The organism is Amycolatopsis sp. WQ 127309 (assembly GCF_023023025.1).
GTDB lineage: Bacteria > Actinomycetota > Actinomycetes > Mycobacteriales > Pseudonocardiaceae > Amycolatopsis.
Window position 1 is genome coordinate 3545457 of sequence record NZ_CP095481.1, and the last position, 17660, is coordinate 3563116.

Below are 17660 nucleotides of genomic sequence, written 5' to 3' on the forward strand. Positions count from 1 at the left end.
TGCCACTACCTGTGGATAACCCACCCCCTGTGGATAACTGCCGAAAGCCGTGAAGGCCTCCTTCCCGGCCATAAGAGCCGGTAAGGAGGCCTTCACGGCTTTAAAGCCGCGGCAGGAAACTCAGACGCGCTTGAAGAGTAGCGCTCGCTTTACTTCCTGGATCGCCTTTGTCACCTGGATGCCCCGGGGGCAGGCGTCCGTGCAGTTGAACGTTGTGCGGCAGCGCCACACACCCTCGCCGTCGTTCAGGATGTCCAAGCGCTCCTCCGCCCCTTCGTCGCGGGAGTCGAAGATGAAGCGGTGGGCGTTGACGATCGCCGCGGGGCCGAAGTACGAGCCGTCGTTCCAGTACACCGGGCAGGACGACGTGCAGCACGCGCACAGGATGCACTTCGTGGTGTCGTCGAAGCGGTCGCGGTCCGCCTGGGACTGGATGCGCTCGCGCGTCGGCTCGTTGCCGTACGTGATCAGGTACGGCTTGATCGCGCGGTACGCCTCGAAGAACGGGTCCATGTCGACGTACAGGTCCTTCAACGTCGTCAGGCCCTTGATCGGGGCGATCGTGATCGTCGTCGGCTTGCCGTCCTTGGCCAGCAGGTCCTTCATCAGGACCTTGCAGGCCAGCCGGTTGATGCCGTTGATCTGCATCGCGTCGGAACCACACACGCCGTGGGCGCACGAGCGGCGGAACGAGAACGTGCCGTCGATGTAGTCCTTGACGTGGAAAAGCAGGTTCAGCAGGCGGTCGGTGCGCTGCGCCGGGACCTCGTACGACTCCCAGTGCGGCTCGGTGTCGACCTCCGGGTTGAACCGCAGGATCTTCAGCGTGACCGTGATCGGGGTGTGCTCGTCGGACGCGGAAGACGAAGGAGCTTCGGCAATGGCAGTCATCAGTACTTCCGCTCCATCGGTTCGTAGCGGGTGAAGGTAACCGGCTTGTAGTCGAGCCGGATGTCGGAAGCAAGATCGGAACCCTGCTTGTACGCCATGGTGTGCCGCATGAAGTTCGTGTCGTCGCGGGTCGGGTAGTCCTCGCGGGCGTGGCCGCCGCGGGACTCCTTGCGCGCGATCGCGCCGACGATCAGCACCTCGGCCAGCTCCAGCAGGAAACCCAGCTCGACGGCCTCGAGCAGGTCGGTGTTGTACCGCTTGCCCTTGTCCGACACGGTGATCCGCTCGTACCGCGCCTTCAGCGCCTGGATGTCGGTCAGCGCCTGCTTCAGCGTGTCCTCGGTCCGGTACACCGACGCGTGCGAGTCCATCGTCTGCTGCATTTCCTTGCGGATGTCGGCGACGCGCTCGTCGCCGTGCTCCGACAGCAGGCCCGCCAGCTGCTCCTCGACCATCGTGGTCGGGTTCTCCGGCAGCTCGACGTGCTCGTGCGCCAGCGCGTACTCCGCGGCCGCGATGCCGGCGCGCCGGCCGAACACGTTGATGTCCAGCAGCGAGTTCGTGCCCAGGCGGTTCGAGCCGTGCACGGACACGCACGCGACCTCGCCCGCGGCGTACAGGCCGGGGATGACGTTCTCGTTGTCCCGCAGCGCTTCGCCGTGGATGTTGGTCGGGATGCCGCCCATCACGTAGTGGCAGGTCGGGAACACCGGCACCGGCTCCTTGACCGGGTCGACGCCCAGGTAGGTCCGGGAGAACTCCATGATGTCCGGGAGCTTCGCGTTCAGCGTCTCCTCGGGGATGTGCGTGACGTCCAGGACGACGTAGTCCTTGTTCGGCCCGCACCCGCGGCCCTGCAGCACTTCCTGCACCATCGAGCGCGCCACGATGTCGCGCGGCGCGAGGTCCTTGATGGTGGGGGCGTAGCGCTCCATGAACCGCTCGCCGTCGGCGTTGCGCAGGATCCCGCCCTCGCCGCGGACGGCTTCGGAGATCAGGATGCCCAGGCCCGCGAGGCCGGTCGGGTGGAACTGGAAGAACTCCATGTCCTCCAGCGGCAGGCCCTTGCGGAAGATGATGCCGAGGCCGTCACCGGTGAGGGTGTGCGCGTTCGACGTCGTCTTGAAGATCTTGCCCGCGCCGCCGGTGGCCATCACGATCGACTTCGCCTGGAAGACGTGCAGCTCGCCGGTGGCCAGCTCGTAGGCGACGACGCCGGCCGCGACCGGGTTGCCTTCCTCGTCCGGGCTGGTGACGAGGTCGAGCACGTAGAACTCGTTGAAGAACTCCGTGCCGTACTTGACGCAGTTTTGGTAGAGCGTCTGCAGGATCATGTGGCCGGTGCGGTCCGCGGCGTAGCAGGCGCGGCGGACCGCGGCCTTGCCGTGGTCACGCGTGTGCCCGCCGAAGCGGCGCTGGTCGATCTTGCCCTCGGGCGTGCGGTTGAACGGCAGGCCCATCTTCTCGAGGTCGAGGACCGCGTCGATGGCCTCCTTCGCCATGATCTCCGCGGCGTCCTGGTCGACCAGGTAGTCGCCGCCCTTGATCGTGTCGAAGGTGTGCCACTCCCAGTTGTCCTCTTCGACGTTCGCCAGCGCGGCGCACATGCCGCCCTGGGCCGCGCCGGTGTGGGACCGGGTCGGGTAGAGCTTGGTGAGGACCGCCGTACGGGTGCGCTGGCCGGACTCGATGGCCGCGCGCATCCCGGCGCCGCCGGCGCCGACGATCACCACGTCGTACTTGTGGAACTGCATGGTGGGAGCTCTCCGGGCTTCAGTTCGCGGGCATGTTCGGGTCGAACGTGAAGATCACCATGGTGCCGACGGCCAGGATCAGGACCATGGACACGTACAGCAGGATCTTCAGCCAGAACCGCGTGCTGTCCTTGCGGGCGTAGTCGTCGATGATGGTGCGCAGCCCGTTGCCGCCGTGGATCTCGGCGAGCCAGAGCATCGCCAGGTCCCAGAACTGCCAGAACGGGGACGCCCAGCGGCCGGCGACGAAGCCCCAGTTGATCCGGTGCACACCGCCGTCGAGGATGTTCATGATCAGCAGGTGGCCGAGCACCAGGATGATCAACGCCAGGCCGGAGATCCGCATGAACAGCCAGCTGTAGAGCTCGAAGTTGCTGCGGCGGGCGGCGGGACGCTTCGGCGCGCGGGGGTTCGCGAGGGCGAGGTCGGCCATGTCAGTTACCCCCGAAGAGCGTTTCGACGGTGCGCTTCAGCATGAAGAACGCACCGGGGACCATCACGACGACCCAGACCACGCCGATCACCCACAGCATCGCCTTCTGCAGCTTCGGACCCTTCGACCAGAAGTCGACGAGCATGACGCGGATGCCGTTGAGCGCGTGGAACAGCACCGCGCCGACCAGGCCCACCTCGAGGAGGTTGACGATCGGGGTCTTGTAGGTCTCGATGACCTGGTCGTACGTGTTCGGCGACACGCGCACCAGCGCGGTGTCGAGCACGTGCACGAACAGGAAGAAGAATGTGAGCACGCCGGTGATGCGGTGCAGCACCCAGGACCACATGCCGGGGTCGCCCCGGTAGAAGGTCCCCTGCCGGCGTGAGGCACCCGCCCGATCGCTCGCCCCTGCCTCAGTGGCAGTGCTCGCCGTGGTGGACATCGGTGAACGGCCTCCAACGTCTGACTTGTGCCCGGGTGACCGGTGAGGTCCGCACTGATCGTCGCTGGTCCACTGGGGACGAACTACGGCGGCAATGCCGAGATCAAGGGTCATCGAGCGTGGATGCCAAGGATGCTAGACCCGCCTCCGACGGACGGCTCACCTCCGGGTTCCCCTCTGTGATGGACCAGACACCGGAGTGGTGCCGGGGCCACCCGGAGGTGTGGTCTGGAGCACACGGGTGACGGCTTTCGGGGCGCCGCAGCGGATATCGGCTCTACCTGCGGCGCACGCGTCGTGATGTGGGCGCCGTCACAGCCGATGGGGGTCCACTGTGGACGCTGAGTGCGCGGGTGGCGCGCCGTTCGCCCGCCTGGCGGACCCTCGTCCGGGTGCCGGGTGCCGGGTGCCGGGTGCCGGGTGCCGGGTGCCGGGTGCCGGGTGCCGGGTGCCGGGTGCCGGGTGCCGGGTGCCGGGTGTCGGGTGTCGGGCGCGAGGCGCTGGAGTGACGGGCTCGCTCCGGCAGGCGCCTGCTCGCGCGTGCTCCGGATGACCACTCGCTCGCGCACACGTCTGGGCGTGCCGGGCTCGCTCCGGCCGGTCCGGGTCGCGAGCGCTCCGGAGGACGACTCGTTCGCGCACGTGTCCGGCGGTGCCAGGTGCCGGGCTCGCTCCGGCTGGTGTCCGGCTCACGGGTGTTCCGGAGGACGCCCCGCTCGCGCACGCGCCCCGGGGAGTGCCGGGTGCCGGGGAGTGCGCGCGTGCCAGGCTCGCGCTCGCCCGGTCGGCCTCCGGCTCGCCCGGTCGGCCTCCGGCTCGCGCGGTCGTCGTCCGGCTCACGCTCGCTCCAGAGGGCGCCCCGCTCGCGTCCCGGCGGCGCCAAGCGCCGGGTGCCGCACTCGCTCCGAGCGGCCGCCTCCAGCCGCCTCTCGCCGCTGTCCCTCGCCCCCGCGAATCGCGCTCGGCCGAACCCCGTCCCCCACCCTCTCCGGGGGGACGTCCCCGGTCCAGTCTATCGGCGCCCCCCGACAGCAAGGTCTGGAACAGCCGGGACCGAGCGACTTGTCCACAACCGCCGAACGGTGTGGACAACCTGACGCGAGCGGCATCAGCCTTCGGCACGTTCCGTGACAATCGGTGGCATTTTGGCCGTCCCGGGCGCCGTGAAGGCGTCGAGAAGCCACCGAAAGCGACTCGCGGTGCTCCTGGTGATCACGTTGGGTGTACATCTCGTCGCGCGTGCGACTCGTGAGTAAACGTTTGTGTTACGTAGCGTGCCTTTCCTATGGCGCTTTCCTGTCCGTTGGGTACGGTCTGGCGGTCGACCCGGCAGTTGGGCCGGGACGCGCCCTTGACCATCCGCTGGATCAGCGGGGAGGGAGACACACGTTGCGTCGCATGCGTGGAACCGCGCTGGCCGCCGTGGCCATGGCCGGGGTGCTCACCCTGGCCGGGTGCGCCAAGGACTCGAGCGGTGGCAGCAGTAACAACAGTGCCGCGCCTTCGTCGGGCGGTTCGGACTGCGTCACCGCGCAGAAGCCGCCCGCGGCGCCCGCCGTCGCCTCCAGCAGCACCGCCGCTACCGGCAAGGTCGACGGCAGCCAGCTGAAGATCGGCCTGGCCTTCGACGTCGGCGGCCGGGGTGACGCGTCCTTCAACGACGCCGCCGCCGCGGGTACCGACAAGGCCAAGTCCGACCTGGGCGTGACGACGGTCAACGAGAGCACCGCGTCCGCCAGCGAGGCCGAGTCGGCCAAGCAGCAGCGCCTCGAGCAGATGGCTTCGCAGGGCCTCAACCCGATCGTCGCCGTCGGCTTCGCCTACGCCGACTCCGTCAAGGCCGTCGCGGCCAAGTACCCGAACACCAAGTTCGCGATCGTCGACGACGACTCGATCACGCTCCCCAACGTGACGCCGCTGGTGTTCGCCGAGGAGCAGGGCTCGTTCCTGGCCGGCGTCGCCGCCGCGTACAAGAGCAAGAGCTGCCACGTCGGCTTCGTCGGCGGTGTCAACACCCCGCTGATCCAGAAGTTCGAGGCCGGCTTCCTGCAGGGCGCGAAGACCGTTTCCAGCAAGATCAAGATCGAGGACGAGTACCTCACGCCGGCCGGTGACTTCTCCGGGTTCCAGGACCCGCCGAAGGGCAACGCGAAGGCGCAGGCCGAGATCGCCAAGGGCGCGGACGTCATCTACCACGCCGCCGGCGCCTCCGGTAAGGGCGTCTTCGACGCCGCCAAGTCGGGCAACGCGCTGGCCATCGGCGTCGACTCCGACCAGTACAACCAGAAGACCGTCGCGGCCGACAAGGACGTCATCATCACGTCCATGCTCAAGCGCGTCGACGTCGCGGTGTTCTCCTACATCCAGGCGGTCGCCAAGGGTGACCTGACGACCCTGCCGAAGCGGTTCGACCTCAAGGTCGACGGCGTCGGCTACGCCACCTCCGGCGGCAAGGTCGACGACATCAAGGACGTCCTGGACGGGTACAAGGCCCAGATCATCTCGGGCGCGATCACCGTTTCGGACAAGCCGCAGAAGTAACTGACAACGCGGGCAGGGCTCGGAGGGCAAGCGCCCTCCGAGCCCTCACGTGTTTTGACAGAGATGGAACTCTCCCGCCCATGAGCACTGCCGAGGCCCCGGCCGCGGCCGTCCCCGACCGGGGCGTGCCCGCCGTCCAGCTGACCGGGATCACCAAACGTTTCCCTGGTGTGGTGGCCAACTCCGACGTCAACCTCACCGTCGCCGCCGGCGAGGTGCACGCCATCTGTGGTGAGAACGGCGCCGGCAAGTCCACCCTGATGAAGATCCTCTACGGCATGCAGCCGCCGGACGAGGGCACCATCGCGATCAACGGCGACGAGGTGAAACTGCGCAACCCGCAGGACGCCATCCGCGCCGGCATCGGCATGGTGCACCAGCACTTCATGCTCGCCGACAACCTCACCGTCGGCGAGAACGTCTTCCTCGGCGCCGAGGGCCTGCACGGCATCGGCCGCGCCGCCCGCGCCCGGCTGGCGGAGCTCGCGCAGCGGACCGGCCTGCGCGCGAAGCCGGAAACGCTGCTGGAGGAGCTCGGCGTCGCCGACCGCCAGCGCGTCGAAATCGTCAAGGTGCTCTACCGCGGCGCCAAGATCATCATCCTGGACGAGCCGACCGCGGTGCTCGTGCCGCAGGAGGTCGACGCGCTCTTCGCGACCGTCCGGGAGATGAAGGCCGACGGCTACACCTTCCTCTTCATCTCGCACAAGCTCGACGAGGTGCGCGCGATCGCCGACACCGTCACGGTGATCCGCCGCGGCACCACCGTCGGCACGGCCGACCCCAAGACCATCACCTCGCGCCAGCTCGCCGAGATGATGGTCGGCTCCGAGCTGCCCAGCCCGGAGACCCGCGAGTCCACCGTCACCGACCGGGCCGTGCTGCGGCTGACCGGGCTGACGCTGGGCGCCGAGGGCTCCGACCGCAACGCGCTCGACGACATCACCTTCACCGTGCGCGCGGGCGAGGTCCTCGGCGTCGCCGGGGTCGAGGGCAACGGCCAGACCGAGCTCGTCGAGACGATCATGGGCATGCGCAAGGCGTCCGGCGGCACGATCGAACTGGTCGACGCCGAGGGCGTGGCCAGGGACCTGACGAAGGCGGGCACGCTGGCCCGGCGCGAGGCGGGCATCGGCTACATCGCCGAGGACCGCACGCGGCACAGCCTGCTGCTGACACAACCGTTGTGGGTCAACCGGATGCTCGGCTACCAGACCCGCGAACCGGTCTCCAAAGGACAGTTGCTCGACATCGCGGGCACGCGCGCGGACACCGAGCGGATCGTGCGGGAGTACGACGTCCGCACACCCGGGATCGACGTCCCGGCCGCGGCGCTCTCGGGCGGCAACCAGCAGAAGCTGATCGTCGGGCGGGAGCTGTCCGGCGACCCGGTGCTGCTCATCGCCTCGCACCCCACGCGCGGTGTCGACGTCGGCGCGCAGGCGCTGATCTGGGAGAACATCCGCCAGGCCCGCGCCGCCGGCCTCGCCGTGCTGCTGATCTCGGCCGACCTCGACGAGCTCATCGGCCTGTCCGACACGATCCGCGTCATGCTGCGCGGGCGGCTCGTCAGCGAAGCCGACCCCGCGACCGTGACGCCGCAGGAACTGGGCTCGGCGATGACCGGCGCCGGAGAGGGTGACGACGAATGACCTCCTGGCGCACGAAACTGCTGCCACCGCTGCTGGCGATCGCGTTCGCCGTGCTGCTGTCGGCGATCGCGCTGGTCATCTCGGGGGCCGACCCGCTCGAGGCGTACGGCACGATGATCGGCCAGATGTTCAAGGGCTCGACCGCGGTCGACACCGCGAACCTCGCGACCGTGTACTACCTGTCCGGGCTCGCGGTCGCCATCGGCTTCCAGATGAACCTCTTCAACATCGGCGTCGAGGGCCAGTACCGGTTCGCCGCGGTCGTCGCGGCCATCGCCGGCGGCGCGCTGAACCTGCCGCCGGTGATCCACACGCTGGTCATCCTCATCGTCGCGGTCGTCGCCGGTGCGGCGTACGCGGCGGTCCCGGCGATCCTCAAGGTCACCCGCGGGGTGAGCGAGGTGATCGCGACGATCATGCTGAACTCGATCGTCGGCGGGATCATCGCCTTCCTCATCAACGCCGACCAGTTCGGCGTGCAGCGGGGCAACAACATCGGGACGAAGGAGATCGCGCCGTCCGGCCGGATCCCGGGCATCCCGCTCGGCTCCGGCACGCTCTTCGGCTTCGTGATCATCGCCGCGATCATCGGCGCCGCCTACTGGTTCATGCTCAACCGCACGCGGTTCGGCTTCGAGCTCAAGGCGTCCGGCGAGTCGACCACCGCGGCCGCCGCGGGTGGCGTCAACGCCAAGAAGATGACGCTGATCGCGATGGTGCTCTCGGGCGGCGTCGCCGGTCTGGTCGCGATGCCGGAGCTGCTCGGCCGCGACTACACCTACGGCATCACCTCGACCCAGATGTACGGCTTCACCGGCATCGCGGTCGCGCTGCTGGGCCGCAACCACCCCGGCGGCATCGCGCTCGGCGCGCTGCTGTGGGCGTTCCTGGACACCTCCGCGGTGTCGCTGGAGCAGATCAACGTGTCCAAGGAGATCGCGACGATCATGCAGGGCATCATCGTGCTGTCGGTCGTCGTGGCGTACGAGATCGTGCGGCGCGCCGACCTGGCGGCCGAACAACGCAGAGTCGGCCGCGCACTCAGCGGCAAGAGCACTTCGGTCGCCGGGGGAGGTGCCGTCTGATGGCCGTCACCGACGTTTCCCGGCCCGACGCCGGCAGCCCCGGCGCGATGCCGGTGCACCGCAAGCGGCCCCGCGTCCCCGGCTGGCTCCGCGGCGTCATCTGGGCCGTGATCGCCATCGCCGTCGTCTCGACGGCGTCGTACTCCACCGGCGTCTCGACGCTGACGTCGTCCAACACCGCGTCGACGGCGCTGCGCCTGGCGCTGCCGATCCTGCTGTGCGCGCTCGGCGGCCTCTGGGCCGAACGCGCCGGCGTCGTCAACATCGGGCTCGAGGGCATGATGATCCTCGGGACCTGGGGCGCCGCCTGGGGTTCGTACAACGGCGGGGTGTGGGTCGGCCTGCTGGCCGCGCTCGTGTTCGGCGCGCTGGGCGGCCTGCTGCACGCGGTGGCGACGGTGACGTTCAACGTCAACCACATCGTCTCCGGCGTCGCGATCAACCTGCTGGGCCTCGGCGTCACGAAGTACCTCGCGAACCTGATCTTCGAGCCGATCTCCGGCAACCCGCGGCAGTCGCCGGTGGTGCCGAAGTTCGACACCTACTCGGCTTCGGGCCTGTCCGACTGGCTCGGTGACCTCAAGAAGGAGCAGCGCGTCGGGATCTCCGACGTCGCGGGCATCCTGCGCGGCCTGGTCACCGAGGTGGCGCCGCTGACGATGATCGCGATCCTGCTGGTGCCGATCAGCTTCTGGGTGCTGTGGCGCACGCGCTTCGGCCTGCGGCTGCGCTCGTGCGGCGAGAACCCGGTGGCCGCGGAGTCCCTCGGCGTCAACGTCTACCGGCACAAGTACGTCGCGATGCTGATCTCGGGCGCGTTCGCCGGGATGGGCGGCGCGTCGCTGGTGCTGCTGCGCGGCGGCGCGGACTACCTGGAGAACCAGACCAACGGCCGCGGTTACATCGGTCTCGCGGCGATGATCTTCGGCAACTGGCGCCCGGGCGGCCTGCTCGGCGGCGCGGCGCTGTTCGGTTACGCCGACGGCCTGCAGCTCTCGGGTGGCGGTGAAGCGGTGCTCGCGCTGCTGTACGGCGCGGTGATCCTGGTCGCCGTGATCGTCGTCGTCCAGCTGTTCCGCAAGCAGTGGATCGCGGCCGGGCTCGGCGTCGTCGGCGCCGGGATCCTGTACCTGATCTACTGGGCCAACGACACGCTGCCGTCGGACCTGATCCCGTACACCGCGCACTTCGTGACGCTGATCGTGCTCGCCGTCGCCTCGCAGCGGCTGCGGCCGCCGAAGGCCGACGGCCAGCCGTACCGGCGGGGTGAGGACTAATGTCCACAGTGGACTGGGACGCGCTGCGTTCTCGCGCGATTGAAGCGGCTTCCCATGCGTACGCGCCTTATTCGGGCCTGCACGTCGGGGTCGCCGGGATCGTCGACGACGGCCGCGTGGTCATCGGCTGCAACGTCGAGAACGCCTCTTACGGGCTCGGGCTCTGCGCGGAGTGCACGATGGCCGGGCAGCTGCGGCTGTCCGGCGGCGGCAAGCTCGTCGCCGTCGCGTGCCGCAGCGGCGCCGGTGACCTGCTGATGCCGTGCGGGCGCTGCCGGCAGATCCTGTTCGAGCTGGGCGGCTCCGCTTGCCTGGTGGACACGCCGAGCGGCATCCTGCCGATGTCGGACGTGCTGCCGGACGCCTTCGGCCCGGACGACCTGCCGTGAGCGGGCTTGCGAACGAACCATCAGCACTGCGCGCGTTCTCGGCAGTGGACGTGATTCGTGCGAAGCGGGACGGCGGCCGGTTGTCCGACGAGCAGATCGACTGGGTCGTCGACGCCTACACCCACGGCGTCGTCGCCGAGGAGCAGATGTCGGCGCTGGCGATGGCGATCTTCCTGCGGGGCATGGACTCTGAGGAGATATCCCGCTGGACGGGCGCGATGATCGCGTCGGGGGAGCGGCTCTCGCTCGACGTCTCGCGCCCGACCGTCGACAAGCACTCGACCGGCGGCGTCGGCGACAAGATCACGCTGCCGCTGGCGCCGCTGGTGGCCGCGTGCGGCGCGGCGGTGCCGCAGCTGTCCGGCCGCGGCCTCGGGCACACCGGCGGCACGCTCGACAAGCTGGAGTCGATCCCCGGCTGGCGGGCTTCCCTGTCCACGGCGGAGATCGCGCGTCAGCTGGAGGACGTCGGCGCGGTGGTCTGCGCGGCGACGTCCGGGCTGGCCCCGGCGGACAAGAAGCTGTACGCGCTGCGGGACGTGACGTCGACGGTCGAGTCGATCCCGCTGATCGCCAGCTCGATCATGAGCAAGAAGATCGCGGAAGGTGCGTCCGGGCTGGTCCTGGACGTCAAGTTCGGGTCCGGCGCGTTCATGAAGACGCTCGACCAGGCGCGCACGCTCGCGTCGACGCTGACGTCGATCGGCGTCGCGCACGGCGTCCCGACGACGGCGCTGCTGACCGACATGAACGTCCCGCTGGGGCGCGCGGTCGGCAACGCGGTCGAGGTGGCGGAGTCGGTTGCCGTCTTGCAGGGTGGCGGCCCGTCGGACGTCGTTTCGCTGACGCTGGCGCTGGCCCGCGAGATGCTGGCGCTGGCCGGGATCTCCACGGACCCGGCCGAGGTGCTCGCGTCGGGCGAGGCGTACGAGACGTGGTGCCGGATGATCTCGGCCCAGGGCGGCGACCCGTCGGCACCGCTGCCCACGCCGTCGCACATCCACACGGTGGTCGCCCCGGCTTCCGGGGTGCTGGCTTCGCTGGACGCCTACGCGGTGGGCGTCGCCTCGTGGCGGCTGGGCGCGGGCCGGGCCCGCAAGGAGGACCCGGTCCAGGCCGCGGCGGGCGTGCTGTGCCTGGCCAAGCCGGGCGACGCGGTCACCGAGGGCGAGCCGCTGCTGGAACTGCACACGGACACGCCGTCCGCCGTCCCGGCAGCGCTGGCGGCCCTCGAAGGCGGCTTCACGGTGGCCGCCGCGGCTCCCGTCGCGGCCCCGATCGTCCGGGAGACGATCCGCGGCACGGTGTGATGATCATCGCGAAGATGATCACCCGGCCGAGTGACGTCCGAAGTCGTATCCCGCGTGATTGAGCCCGGAACTCGCGTGATTGAGCCCGGAACTCGCGTGATCAGAGCCGGTACGGCCCCAGACACGCGAGTTCCGGCTCCGATCACGCGAGTCCCGGCCCCAGACACGTGAGATACGAGAAGGCCCCCACCGGCGTACCGGTGGGGGCCTCTTCGACTGGCTTGCTTACTCCGTGGGCTCTTCCGGGCCTTCGCCCGGCTTGGCCTTGGCGTCGGCCGGCTTGGGGGCGCGGCCGTTGCGGGAGCTGCGACGCGGCTGGCGCGGGGCCGGCGGCGGGGGCGAGATCTGCTGCACGGCGGGGCCGCCGCCGAGCATGAGCTCCGCGAACGTCGCCATCGCCTCGTCGAGCTGGCCGCCGATGCGGCGGACGCTCTCGTCGTTGCTCCTGCGCACCAGCGAGTCGACCGAGTCGGTGTCCGGCTGCTTGGACAGCGTGCCCTCGACCTTGGACAGCCCGGCCTTGAGCGCGCCGTCGAGGTCGCCGATGCCGGACAGGAAGCCGTCTTCCACCTTGTCGAGGCGGCCGGCCAGGTCGTCGAGGCGGGTGGTGACCGTCTCGAGGCGGTTGCCGAGCTTCTCCAGGCGGTCCGAGGCGTCGATCATCTCGCCGGTCTCGGTCAGCGCGACCTTGAGCGCCTCGGTGTTCGCGCCGATCCGCTCGCCGGTGACGCGGTCCAGCTCGCCGATCCGCTCCTGCGTGACGCGGCTCAGCTCGTCGACCTTGTTCCGCAGCTCGTGGTCGGCGTGGTCGACGCGGTCGCGCAGCGACGCCTCGCTCTGCTCGATCCGCTCGCGGACCGGGCCGAGCACCGACTGCGGGATCGAGTCGAGCTTCGCGTCCTGCTTGTCGAGGTGGCCGCCGACCTCGTCGATCCGGCGGTGGATGTTCTGGAGCTTGTCCTCGAGTCCGTCCATCCGGCCTGCGACGCCCTCGAAGCGCGAGGCCATGCCGTCGAGGCGGCCGTCGAGCTGCGCGAACGGCTTGGCCAGCTTGTCGACGATGCTCTCGACGGCGCGGGTCAGCGCGGCGATGGCGTTGTCCTGGGCCTCCAGCCGGGACATCGTCTCGTCGAGGCGCTCGGCCAGGACGCTGACCTCGGTGCGGTCGGGCATCTCGGACAGCCGCTTGCGGACCGCGCCCAGCGAGTCGACCGGCGCGAGGCGGGCGTAGATGTCGTCGAGCGCGTCGAAGATCTGCTGCTGCTCGCTCTCACGCACTTCGGCCGCGCGCACCAGCATGTTGCGCATCCGGTCGAAGGACGGGGCGGCAATGTGGTTGTCAGTGGTCACTGCTGTGTGTCCTTCGTCGGCGGGGAAATGGAGGGACGTGCCACGAAGCTTAACGATTGCGAAATTGCTGTGCGTATGGCCCCCGTGAAGCGGGTATTGCGGAGGCCGCCCCCGGATGGCCGATTCGTTACCTGATCTCGACGCTCAGGGTTAGCCGGAGACTGAGAGTTACGGCCATGTAGGGGAATGACACCGAGGTTACCGTTGAGGGATGTCCGACGAAACCCCTGTTCTGCCCATCGAGACGCTCCGCCGCGCGCCCAAGGTGCTGCTGCACGACCACCTGGACGGTGGGCTGCGGCCCGCGACCGTGGCCGAGCTCGCCGACGCCACCGGCTATACCGGCCTGCCCACCAGCGACCCCGCCGAGCTGGGCAGCTGGTTCCGCCAGGCGGCCGATTCCGGCTCGCTCGTCTCCTACCTCGAGACCTTTGCGCACACCTGCGGGGTGATGCAAACGGAGGAAGCCCTGGTCAGAGTCGCCGCGGAAGCTGTCGAAGACCTGGCCGCCGACGGCGTCGTCTACGCCGAGGTGCGCTACGCACCGGAGTTGTTCGTCGAACGCGGTCTGTCACTCGATACGGTGGTCGAGGCCGTCCAGGCGGGGTTCACGGAGGGCACACGCCGCGTGGTCGCCGCCGGCGGTTCGATCCGCGTCGGGACGTTGCTCTGCGCGATGCGCCAGCACGCCCGGGCCCTCGAGATCGCGAACCTGGCGGTCCGCTACCGCGACGCCGGCGTCGTCGGGTTCGACATCGCCGGACCGGAGGACGGATTCCCGCCGACCCGCAATCTCGACGCTTTCGAGTATTTGCGGCAGAACAATGCGCATTTCACCATTCACGCCGGCGAAGCGTTCGGTCTTCCGTCCATTTGGGAGGCGATTCAGCACTGCGGCGCCGAACGGCTCGGGCACGGTGTGCGGATCATCGAGGACATCAAGAGCGACGCCGACGGCACGGTCCACCTTGGACGGTTGGCCGCCTACGTCCGCGACCGCCGCATCCCGCTGGAGATCTGCCCGACGTCGAACGTCCAAACAGGCGCTGTGCGCTCGATCGCCGAGCACCCCATCGGCCTGCTGGCCAAGCTGCGCTTCCGGGTCACCGTCAACACGGACAACCGGCTGATGAGCGGGTGCACGATGACCAGCGAATTCGCCGCGCTGCACGAGACCTTCGGCTATGACCTGGACGAGCTGCGCTGGTTCACGATCAATGCGATGAAATCCGCCTTCATAGATTTCGACTCCCGGCTCGCGCTGATCGACGACGTGATCAAGCCCGGGTACGCCGCCCTGCGCTGACCTCGAGGCCCTCGGACCGTGACCGCCGATAGGCGGTTGCGGTCCTTAGGCACGACAACTATCTTTCGCCATATAGGAAGTTGTTCTCAGAATTTGAGACGGTGAAGACGATGGCGCAGGTCAAGGGCGATTCGATCGAGCAGGTTCAGGCGAGTTCACGACGGTGGCTCATCCTCGCGCTCGGTCTCGCCGCGCAGACCGCGAGCTGTTCGTTCCTCTACGGCATCCCGTTCCTGGTCCCGGCGATGCGGGCGGCCGAGGGGCTGACCCTGGCCCAGGCCGGCACGGTCGTCGCGGCCCCGAGCATCGGGTTGTTGTGCACCCTGATCGTGTGGGGCGCGGCTGCGGACCGTTACGGAGAGCGTCTGATCATGGCCCTCGGACTGGGGGTCTCAGGGTTACTCCTGGTGTACGCCGGGCTCGGCGTCCACTCGATCGGGCTGCTCTTCGGGGTGTTCCTTGCTGCCGGAGCGTGTTCGGCTTCGGTGAACGCGGCGAGCGGCCGCGTCGTCATGGGCTGGTTCGCGAAGTCCGAGCGCGGGGTCGCGATGGGGATCCGCCAGACGGCCCAGCCGCTGGGTGTCGGCGTCGCCGCGCTCGGGCTGCCGCCGCTGGCCGCGCACTTCGGGTTCCGCGCGGCGGTGCTGCTGCCGGCCGGGCTGGCGATCGTCGTCGCGCTGCTGGTGTCCTGGCTCGTCGCGGACCCGCCCCGGCCGCCTCGGCCGGCTTCGGGTGAGAAGCCGCCGTCGCCGTACCGGCACGCGACGCTGTGGCGGGTGCACGGCGCGAGCGCGTTGCTGGTGGTCCCGCAGTTCGCGGTGTCGGCGTTCGCGCCGGTGTACCTGGTCACGGTGCAGCACTGGAGCGCGCTGTCGGCGGGCTGGTACCTGGCGGTGGTCCAGGTCCTGGGCGCCGCGGGGCGGCTGGGGTCGGGCTGGTGGTCCGACCGGGTCGGCAGCCGGTTGCGGCCGATGCGCCAGCTCGCGGTGCTGAGCTGCTTCGTGATGCTGCTGGTCGCCTTGGGCGACACGACGTGGCTCTGGCTGGTGCTGCTCGCGCTGGCGCTGGCCGGCATCATCACGGTCGCCGACAACGGCCTCGGCTTCACGGCGTCGGCCGAGCTGGCCGGCCTGGCGTGGTCGGGCCGCGCGATGGGCACGCAGAACACGGGCCAGAACATCGCGGCGTCCCTCACGCCGCCCCTGCTGGGCCTGGTGATCGGCGACAGCCGCTACGCGCTGGCCTTCTGCGTCGCGGCGATCTTCCCGGCCCTGGCGGTGCTGGTAGTCCCGACCCGCGCCGAACCCCGCGACTGACCGTGTCGTCCCCCGGCGCCCGCGTGTCGTCCCCCAATCACGCGAGATGCGCCTCCAATCACGTGAGTCCCGCGCCGGATCACGTGAGACTCGTGCCGGATCACACGAGACACGCGCCCGAGCACGCGAGATCCGCGCCGGATCACGTGAGCCGACCCGTTGGGGACGCGAGTTGGCGTTCCCGGTACGGGAGCCGACCCTCCGAGTACGCGAGCCGACCGCCCGCGTGCGCGAACTGACCCTCCGGGTAGTGAGCCGACTGCCTGCGTACGCGAACCGACCGTCTGGGTGCGCGAGCCGACCGGTCCGCGCCGGGCGTAGCAGCCGTCGGGCGGTGGCCGAAGCTCGCGGAACGTGGGGCGCCGCCCCCCGGTTTCCAGCGTATCGGCGGCCTGCGACGGAATCCGGGCGGTGACGGCGGTGCGGGCCGAGTTGTCCACATCCGGGCCGGGCTGTGGACGGACATCCGGCAGGCACGACGAGGGCAGGCACGACGAGGGCAGGCAGGACGAGGGCAGGCTGACACGACGAAGGCCGCCTCCCGGACTCGGGAGGCGGCCTTCGTGGGGTCGGAAAGTCAGGCGACCGTGAGGCGGTTTTCGAACGTCTCCACCAGCTTGCGCCACGAGCCCTGCTCCGCGTCGAACGGGGCGCTCGGCTCGAGGCGTGTGGGGTCCGGGCGCAGGACGAACGAGACCAGCCAGCCCAGGCTTTCGTTGCTCGCCAGTGCCGTGTCGGCCGTGTCGTCGCCCGCCCAGTCGGCGGCGTCGGTGATCAGCTCGACGGCCAGCTCGAGCTGGGTCGGGTCGATCGCCTCCGGGCCCTCCGCGATGTCCGCGTCGATGCCGGACAGGACGTAGGTGTTCTCCGGGTCGACCTCGATCTCGAGCTCGCCCGCAGTGGCCTTCGCCAGTACCTCTTCCCAGGTGGACACGTCGGCGAGGTCGGTGTCGGCGAGGTCCTTGCCGTCAGCCAGGGCCCGCGCCAGCGCCTTCTCCGAGGTGTAGACGTCGATCTCGCCCTCGCTGCCGAGGAACACCGGCGAGTCGTCGAGGTAGCAGCGCAGCGTGTAGTACTCCGCGCCGGACGTGATGATCTTGATCGGGTCGATGCCGACCTCGGCCCAGAAGCCGACCGGGCCCTCGTCCTCTTCCTCGTCTTCGGCGTCGTCGTCCGAGTCGGCGGAGTCGATCGCCTCGAGGTCTTCTTCACCCTCGGCGCCGGCTTCGGCCGCCGCGGACTCCTCGTGGAACGCCGCCAGCTCCTCGGCGGTCTGCTCCAGGATCTTCTCGTCGACGTCGGGTGCGGTCACCAGGCCGTCGATCGCGTCCAGCACGGTGTCCCACTTCTGCGACACCGTCTCGGACAGGTCGTTCCACACCTGGACGCCGACGCTCCCGGTGAACGGGAGGGTGCCCTGGTCGAGCAGCGAGAAGCCCTCGGTCGAGTCGAGGATCTCGTGGACCTCTTCGAGGTCGCAGACGTCGGCGAGCGACCGCACGATGCCGATGATCTCGGCGAGCTCCGCGATGTGCCAGATGTCCGGCTCTTCGGCGACGAGCTCGGGCACGCCGACGAGGTCGTACGTGTGGTCCTCGTCCGGGATCAGCTCCGGGACGTTCAGCGACGGAACCGCGTCCCACGCCGGGTGATCCAGCAGGTCGTGCCGCTCGGAGGTGCGTACGAACGCGGCCAAGTGGGCTGCGTCCGGGAACGCGTACAGGTCGTCCTCGTCGCCGAGGAACGCTTCCCACTCCTCGCCGTCCTCCCGCCAGCGCGGCGCCCACAGGGTGACGACGTCCCCCTGCGGCAGGCCGAGTTCGATCGGGATGATGTCCTGTGCCATTCCTAAGCCCTCCGGATTACCGCCCGTGTGCGCGCGAGACCGAAAGTATGCCCCGGTCGGTGCGC

General features: G+C 69.5%; 14 protein-coding genes. 8 read left to right on the forward strand and 6 right to left on the reverse strand.

Features of this window, described 5'->3' with window-relative positions:
* Positions 1-120 precede the first annotated feature (120 nt).
* Genes MUY22_RS16660 through sdhC form a run of 4 tightly spaced genes read right to left on the reverse strand, consistent with a single transcriptional unit; the run spans position 121 to position 3523 of the window.
* Complete coding sequence (locus MUY22_RS16660) at positions 121-891, reverse strand: succinate dehydrogenase iron-sulfur subunit (RefSeq protein WP_247060754.1); 771 nt, start codon at positions 889-891, stop codon at positions 121-123.
* Complete coding sequence (gene sdhA, locus MUY22_RS16665; protein WP_247060756.1) at positions 891-2645, reverse strand: succinate dehydrogenase flavoprotein subunit; 1755 nt, start codon at positions 2643-2645, stop codon at positions 891-893. Before sdhA ends, MUY22_RS16660 begins: the two co-directional genes overlap by 1 nt.
* Positions 2646-2664: 19 nt before the next feature.
* Positions 2665-3078 carry a succinate dehydrogenase hydrophobic membrane anchor subunit gene (locus MUY22_RS16670; protein WP_247060758.1) on the reverse strand — a complete coding sequence of 138 codons (414 nt, stop codon included), beginning with the start codon at positions 3076-3078 and terminating at the stop codon, positions 2665-2667.
* 1 nt (position 3079) lies between these two features.
* Positions 3080-3523, reverse strand: a complete 444-nt coding sequence (gene sdhC / locus MUY22_RS16675; RefSeq protein ID WP_086861784.1) for a succinate dehydrogenase, cytochrome b556 subunit — start codon at positions 3521-3523, stop codon at positions 3080-3082.
* Positions 3524-4921: 1398 nt separating this feature from the next.
* On the opposite strand from sdhC, the gene MUY22_RS16680 reads away from it, so the two are divergent.
* The 6 genes from MUY22_RS16680 to MUY22_RS16705 all read left to right on the forward strand — a co-directional run bounded on the left by MUY22_RS16680 (position 4922) and on the right by MUY22_RS16705 (position 11777).
* Positions 4922-6064: a BMP family protein gene (locus MUY22_RS16680; protein ID WP_247060759.1), complete on the forward strand. Its 1143-nt coding sequence runs from the start codon at positions 4922-4924 to the stop codon at positions 6062-6064.
* Positions 6065-6144: 80 nt separating this feature from the next.
* Complete coding sequence (locus MUY22_RS16685) at positions 6145-7716, forward strand: ABC transporter ATP-binding protein (RefSeq protein WP_247060760.1); 1572 nt, start codon at positions 6145-6147, stop codon at positions 7714-7716.
* A complete protein-coding gene (locus tag MUY22_RS16690) occupies positions 7713-8801 on the forward strand; it encodes an ABC transporter permease (RefSeq protein ID WP_247060761.1) in 1089 nt (362 codons plus the stop codon). Before MUY22_RS16685 ends, MUY22_RS16690 begins: the two co-directional genes overlap by 4 nt.
* A complete protein-coding gene (locus MUY22_RS16695) occupies positions 8801-10078 on the forward strand; it encodes an ABC transporter permease (RefSeq protein WP_371827623.1) in 1278 nt (425 codons plus the stop codon). The genes MUY22_RS16690 and MUY22_RS16695 overlap by 1 nt, the downstream gene beginning before the upstream one ends.
* Positions 10078-10467, forward strand: coding sequence for a cytidine deaminase (locus MUY22_RS16700; protein WP_247060762.1), 390 nt, complete (start codon positions 10078-10080; stop codon positions 10465-10467). Before MUY22_RS16695 ends, MUY22_RS16700 begins: the two co-directional genes overlap by 1 nt.
* A 26-nt stretch (positions 10468-10493) precedes the next feature.
* Positions 10494-11777 carry a thymidine phosphorylase gene (locus MUY22_RS16705; RefSeq protein WP_247063924.1) on the forward strand — a complete coding sequence of 428 codons (1284 nt, stop codon included), beginning with the start codon at positions 10494-10496 and terminating at the stop codon, positions 11775-11777.
* Between the two features lie 225 nt (positions 11778-12002).
* Here the strand turns inward: MUY22_RS16705 and MUY22_RS16710 are convergent, their stop codons facing one another.
* A complete protein-coding gene (locus tag MUY22_RS16710; RefSeq protein ID WP_247060763.1) occupies positions 12003-13127 on the reverse strand; it encodes a PA containing protein in 1125 nt (374 codons plus the stop codon).
* Between the two features lie 211 nt (positions 13128-13338).
* Between MUY22_RS16710 and MUY22_RS16715 the strand changes: the two genes are divergently transcribed.
* Entirely contained in the window at positions 13339-14433 is a 1095-nt protein-coding gene (locus MUY22_RS16715; protein ID WP_247060764.1) for an adenosine deaminase, read from the forward strand.
* 110 nt (positions 14434-14543) lie between these two features.
* On the forward strand, positions 14544-15749 hold the full coding sequence (locus MUY22_RS16720; RefSeq protein WP_247063926.1) for an MFS transporter: 1206 nt from the start codon (positions 14544-14546) through the stop codon (positions 15747-15749).
* 577 nt (positions 15750-16326) lie between these two features.
* On the opposite strand, the gene MUY22_RS16725 is transcribed toward MUY22_RS16720, so the two are convergent.
* Positions 16327-17595, reverse strand: coding sequence for a primosomal protein (locus MUY22_RS16725; RefSeq protein ID WP_247060765.1), 1269 nt, complete (start codon positions 17593-17595; stop codon positions 16327-16329).
* Positions 17596-17660 lie beyond the last annotated feature (65 nt).

Excerpts from the sequence above, each read along its gene's own strand:
- MUY22_RS16700 (WP_247060762.1), top strand. The coding sequence starts at position 10,078 with ATGTCCACAGTGGACTGGGACGCGCTGCGTTCTCGCGCGATTGAAGCG.
- sdhA (WP_247060756.1), bottom strand. The coding sequence starts at position 2,645 with ATGCAGTTCCACAAGTACGACGTGGTGATCGTCGGCGCCGGCGGCGCC.
- MUY22_RS16715 (WP_247060764.1), top strand. The coding sequence starts at position 13,339 with ATGTCCGACGAAACCCCTGTTCTGCCCATCGAGACGCTCCGCCGCGCG.
- MUY22_RS16725 (WP_247060765.1), bottom strand. The coding sequence starts at position 17,595 with ATGGCACAGGACATCATCCCGATCGAACTCGGCCTGCCGCAGGGGGAC.
- MUY22_RS16685 (WP_247060760.1), top strand. The coding sequence starts at position 6,145 with ATGAGCACTGCCGAGGCCCCGGCCGCGGCCGTCCCCGACCGGGGCGTG.
- MUY22_RS16680 (WP_247060759.1), top strand. The coding sequence starts at position 4,922 with ATGCGTGGAACCGCGCTGGCCGCCGTGGCCATGGCCGGGGTGCTCACC.
- MUY22_RS16695 (WP_371827623.1), top strand. The coding sequence starts at position 8,801 with ATGGCCGTCACCGACGTTTCCCGGCCCGACGCCGGCAGCCCCGGCGCG.
- MUY22_RS16720 (WP_247063926.1), top strand. The coding sequence starts at position 14,544 with ATGGCGCAGGTCAAGGGCGATTCGATCGAGCAGGTTCAGGCGAGTTCA.
- MUY22_RS16670 (WP_247060758.1), bottom strand. The coding sequence starts at position 3,078 with ATGGCCGACCTCGCCCTCGCGAACCCCCGCGCGCCGAAGCGTCCCGCC.
- MUY22_RS16690 (WP_247060761.1), top strand. The coding sequence starts at position 7,713 with ATGACCTCCTGGCGCACGAAACTGCTGCCACCGCTGCTGGCGATCGCG.
- sdhC (WP_086861784.1), bottom strand. The coding sequence starts at position 3,523 with ATGTCCACCACGGCGAGCACTGCCACTGAGGCAGGGGCGAGCGATCGG.
- MUY22_RS16660 (WP_247060754.1), bottom strand. The coding sequence starts at position 891 with ATGACTGCCATTGCCGAAGCTCCTTCGTCTTCCGCGTCCGACGAGCAC.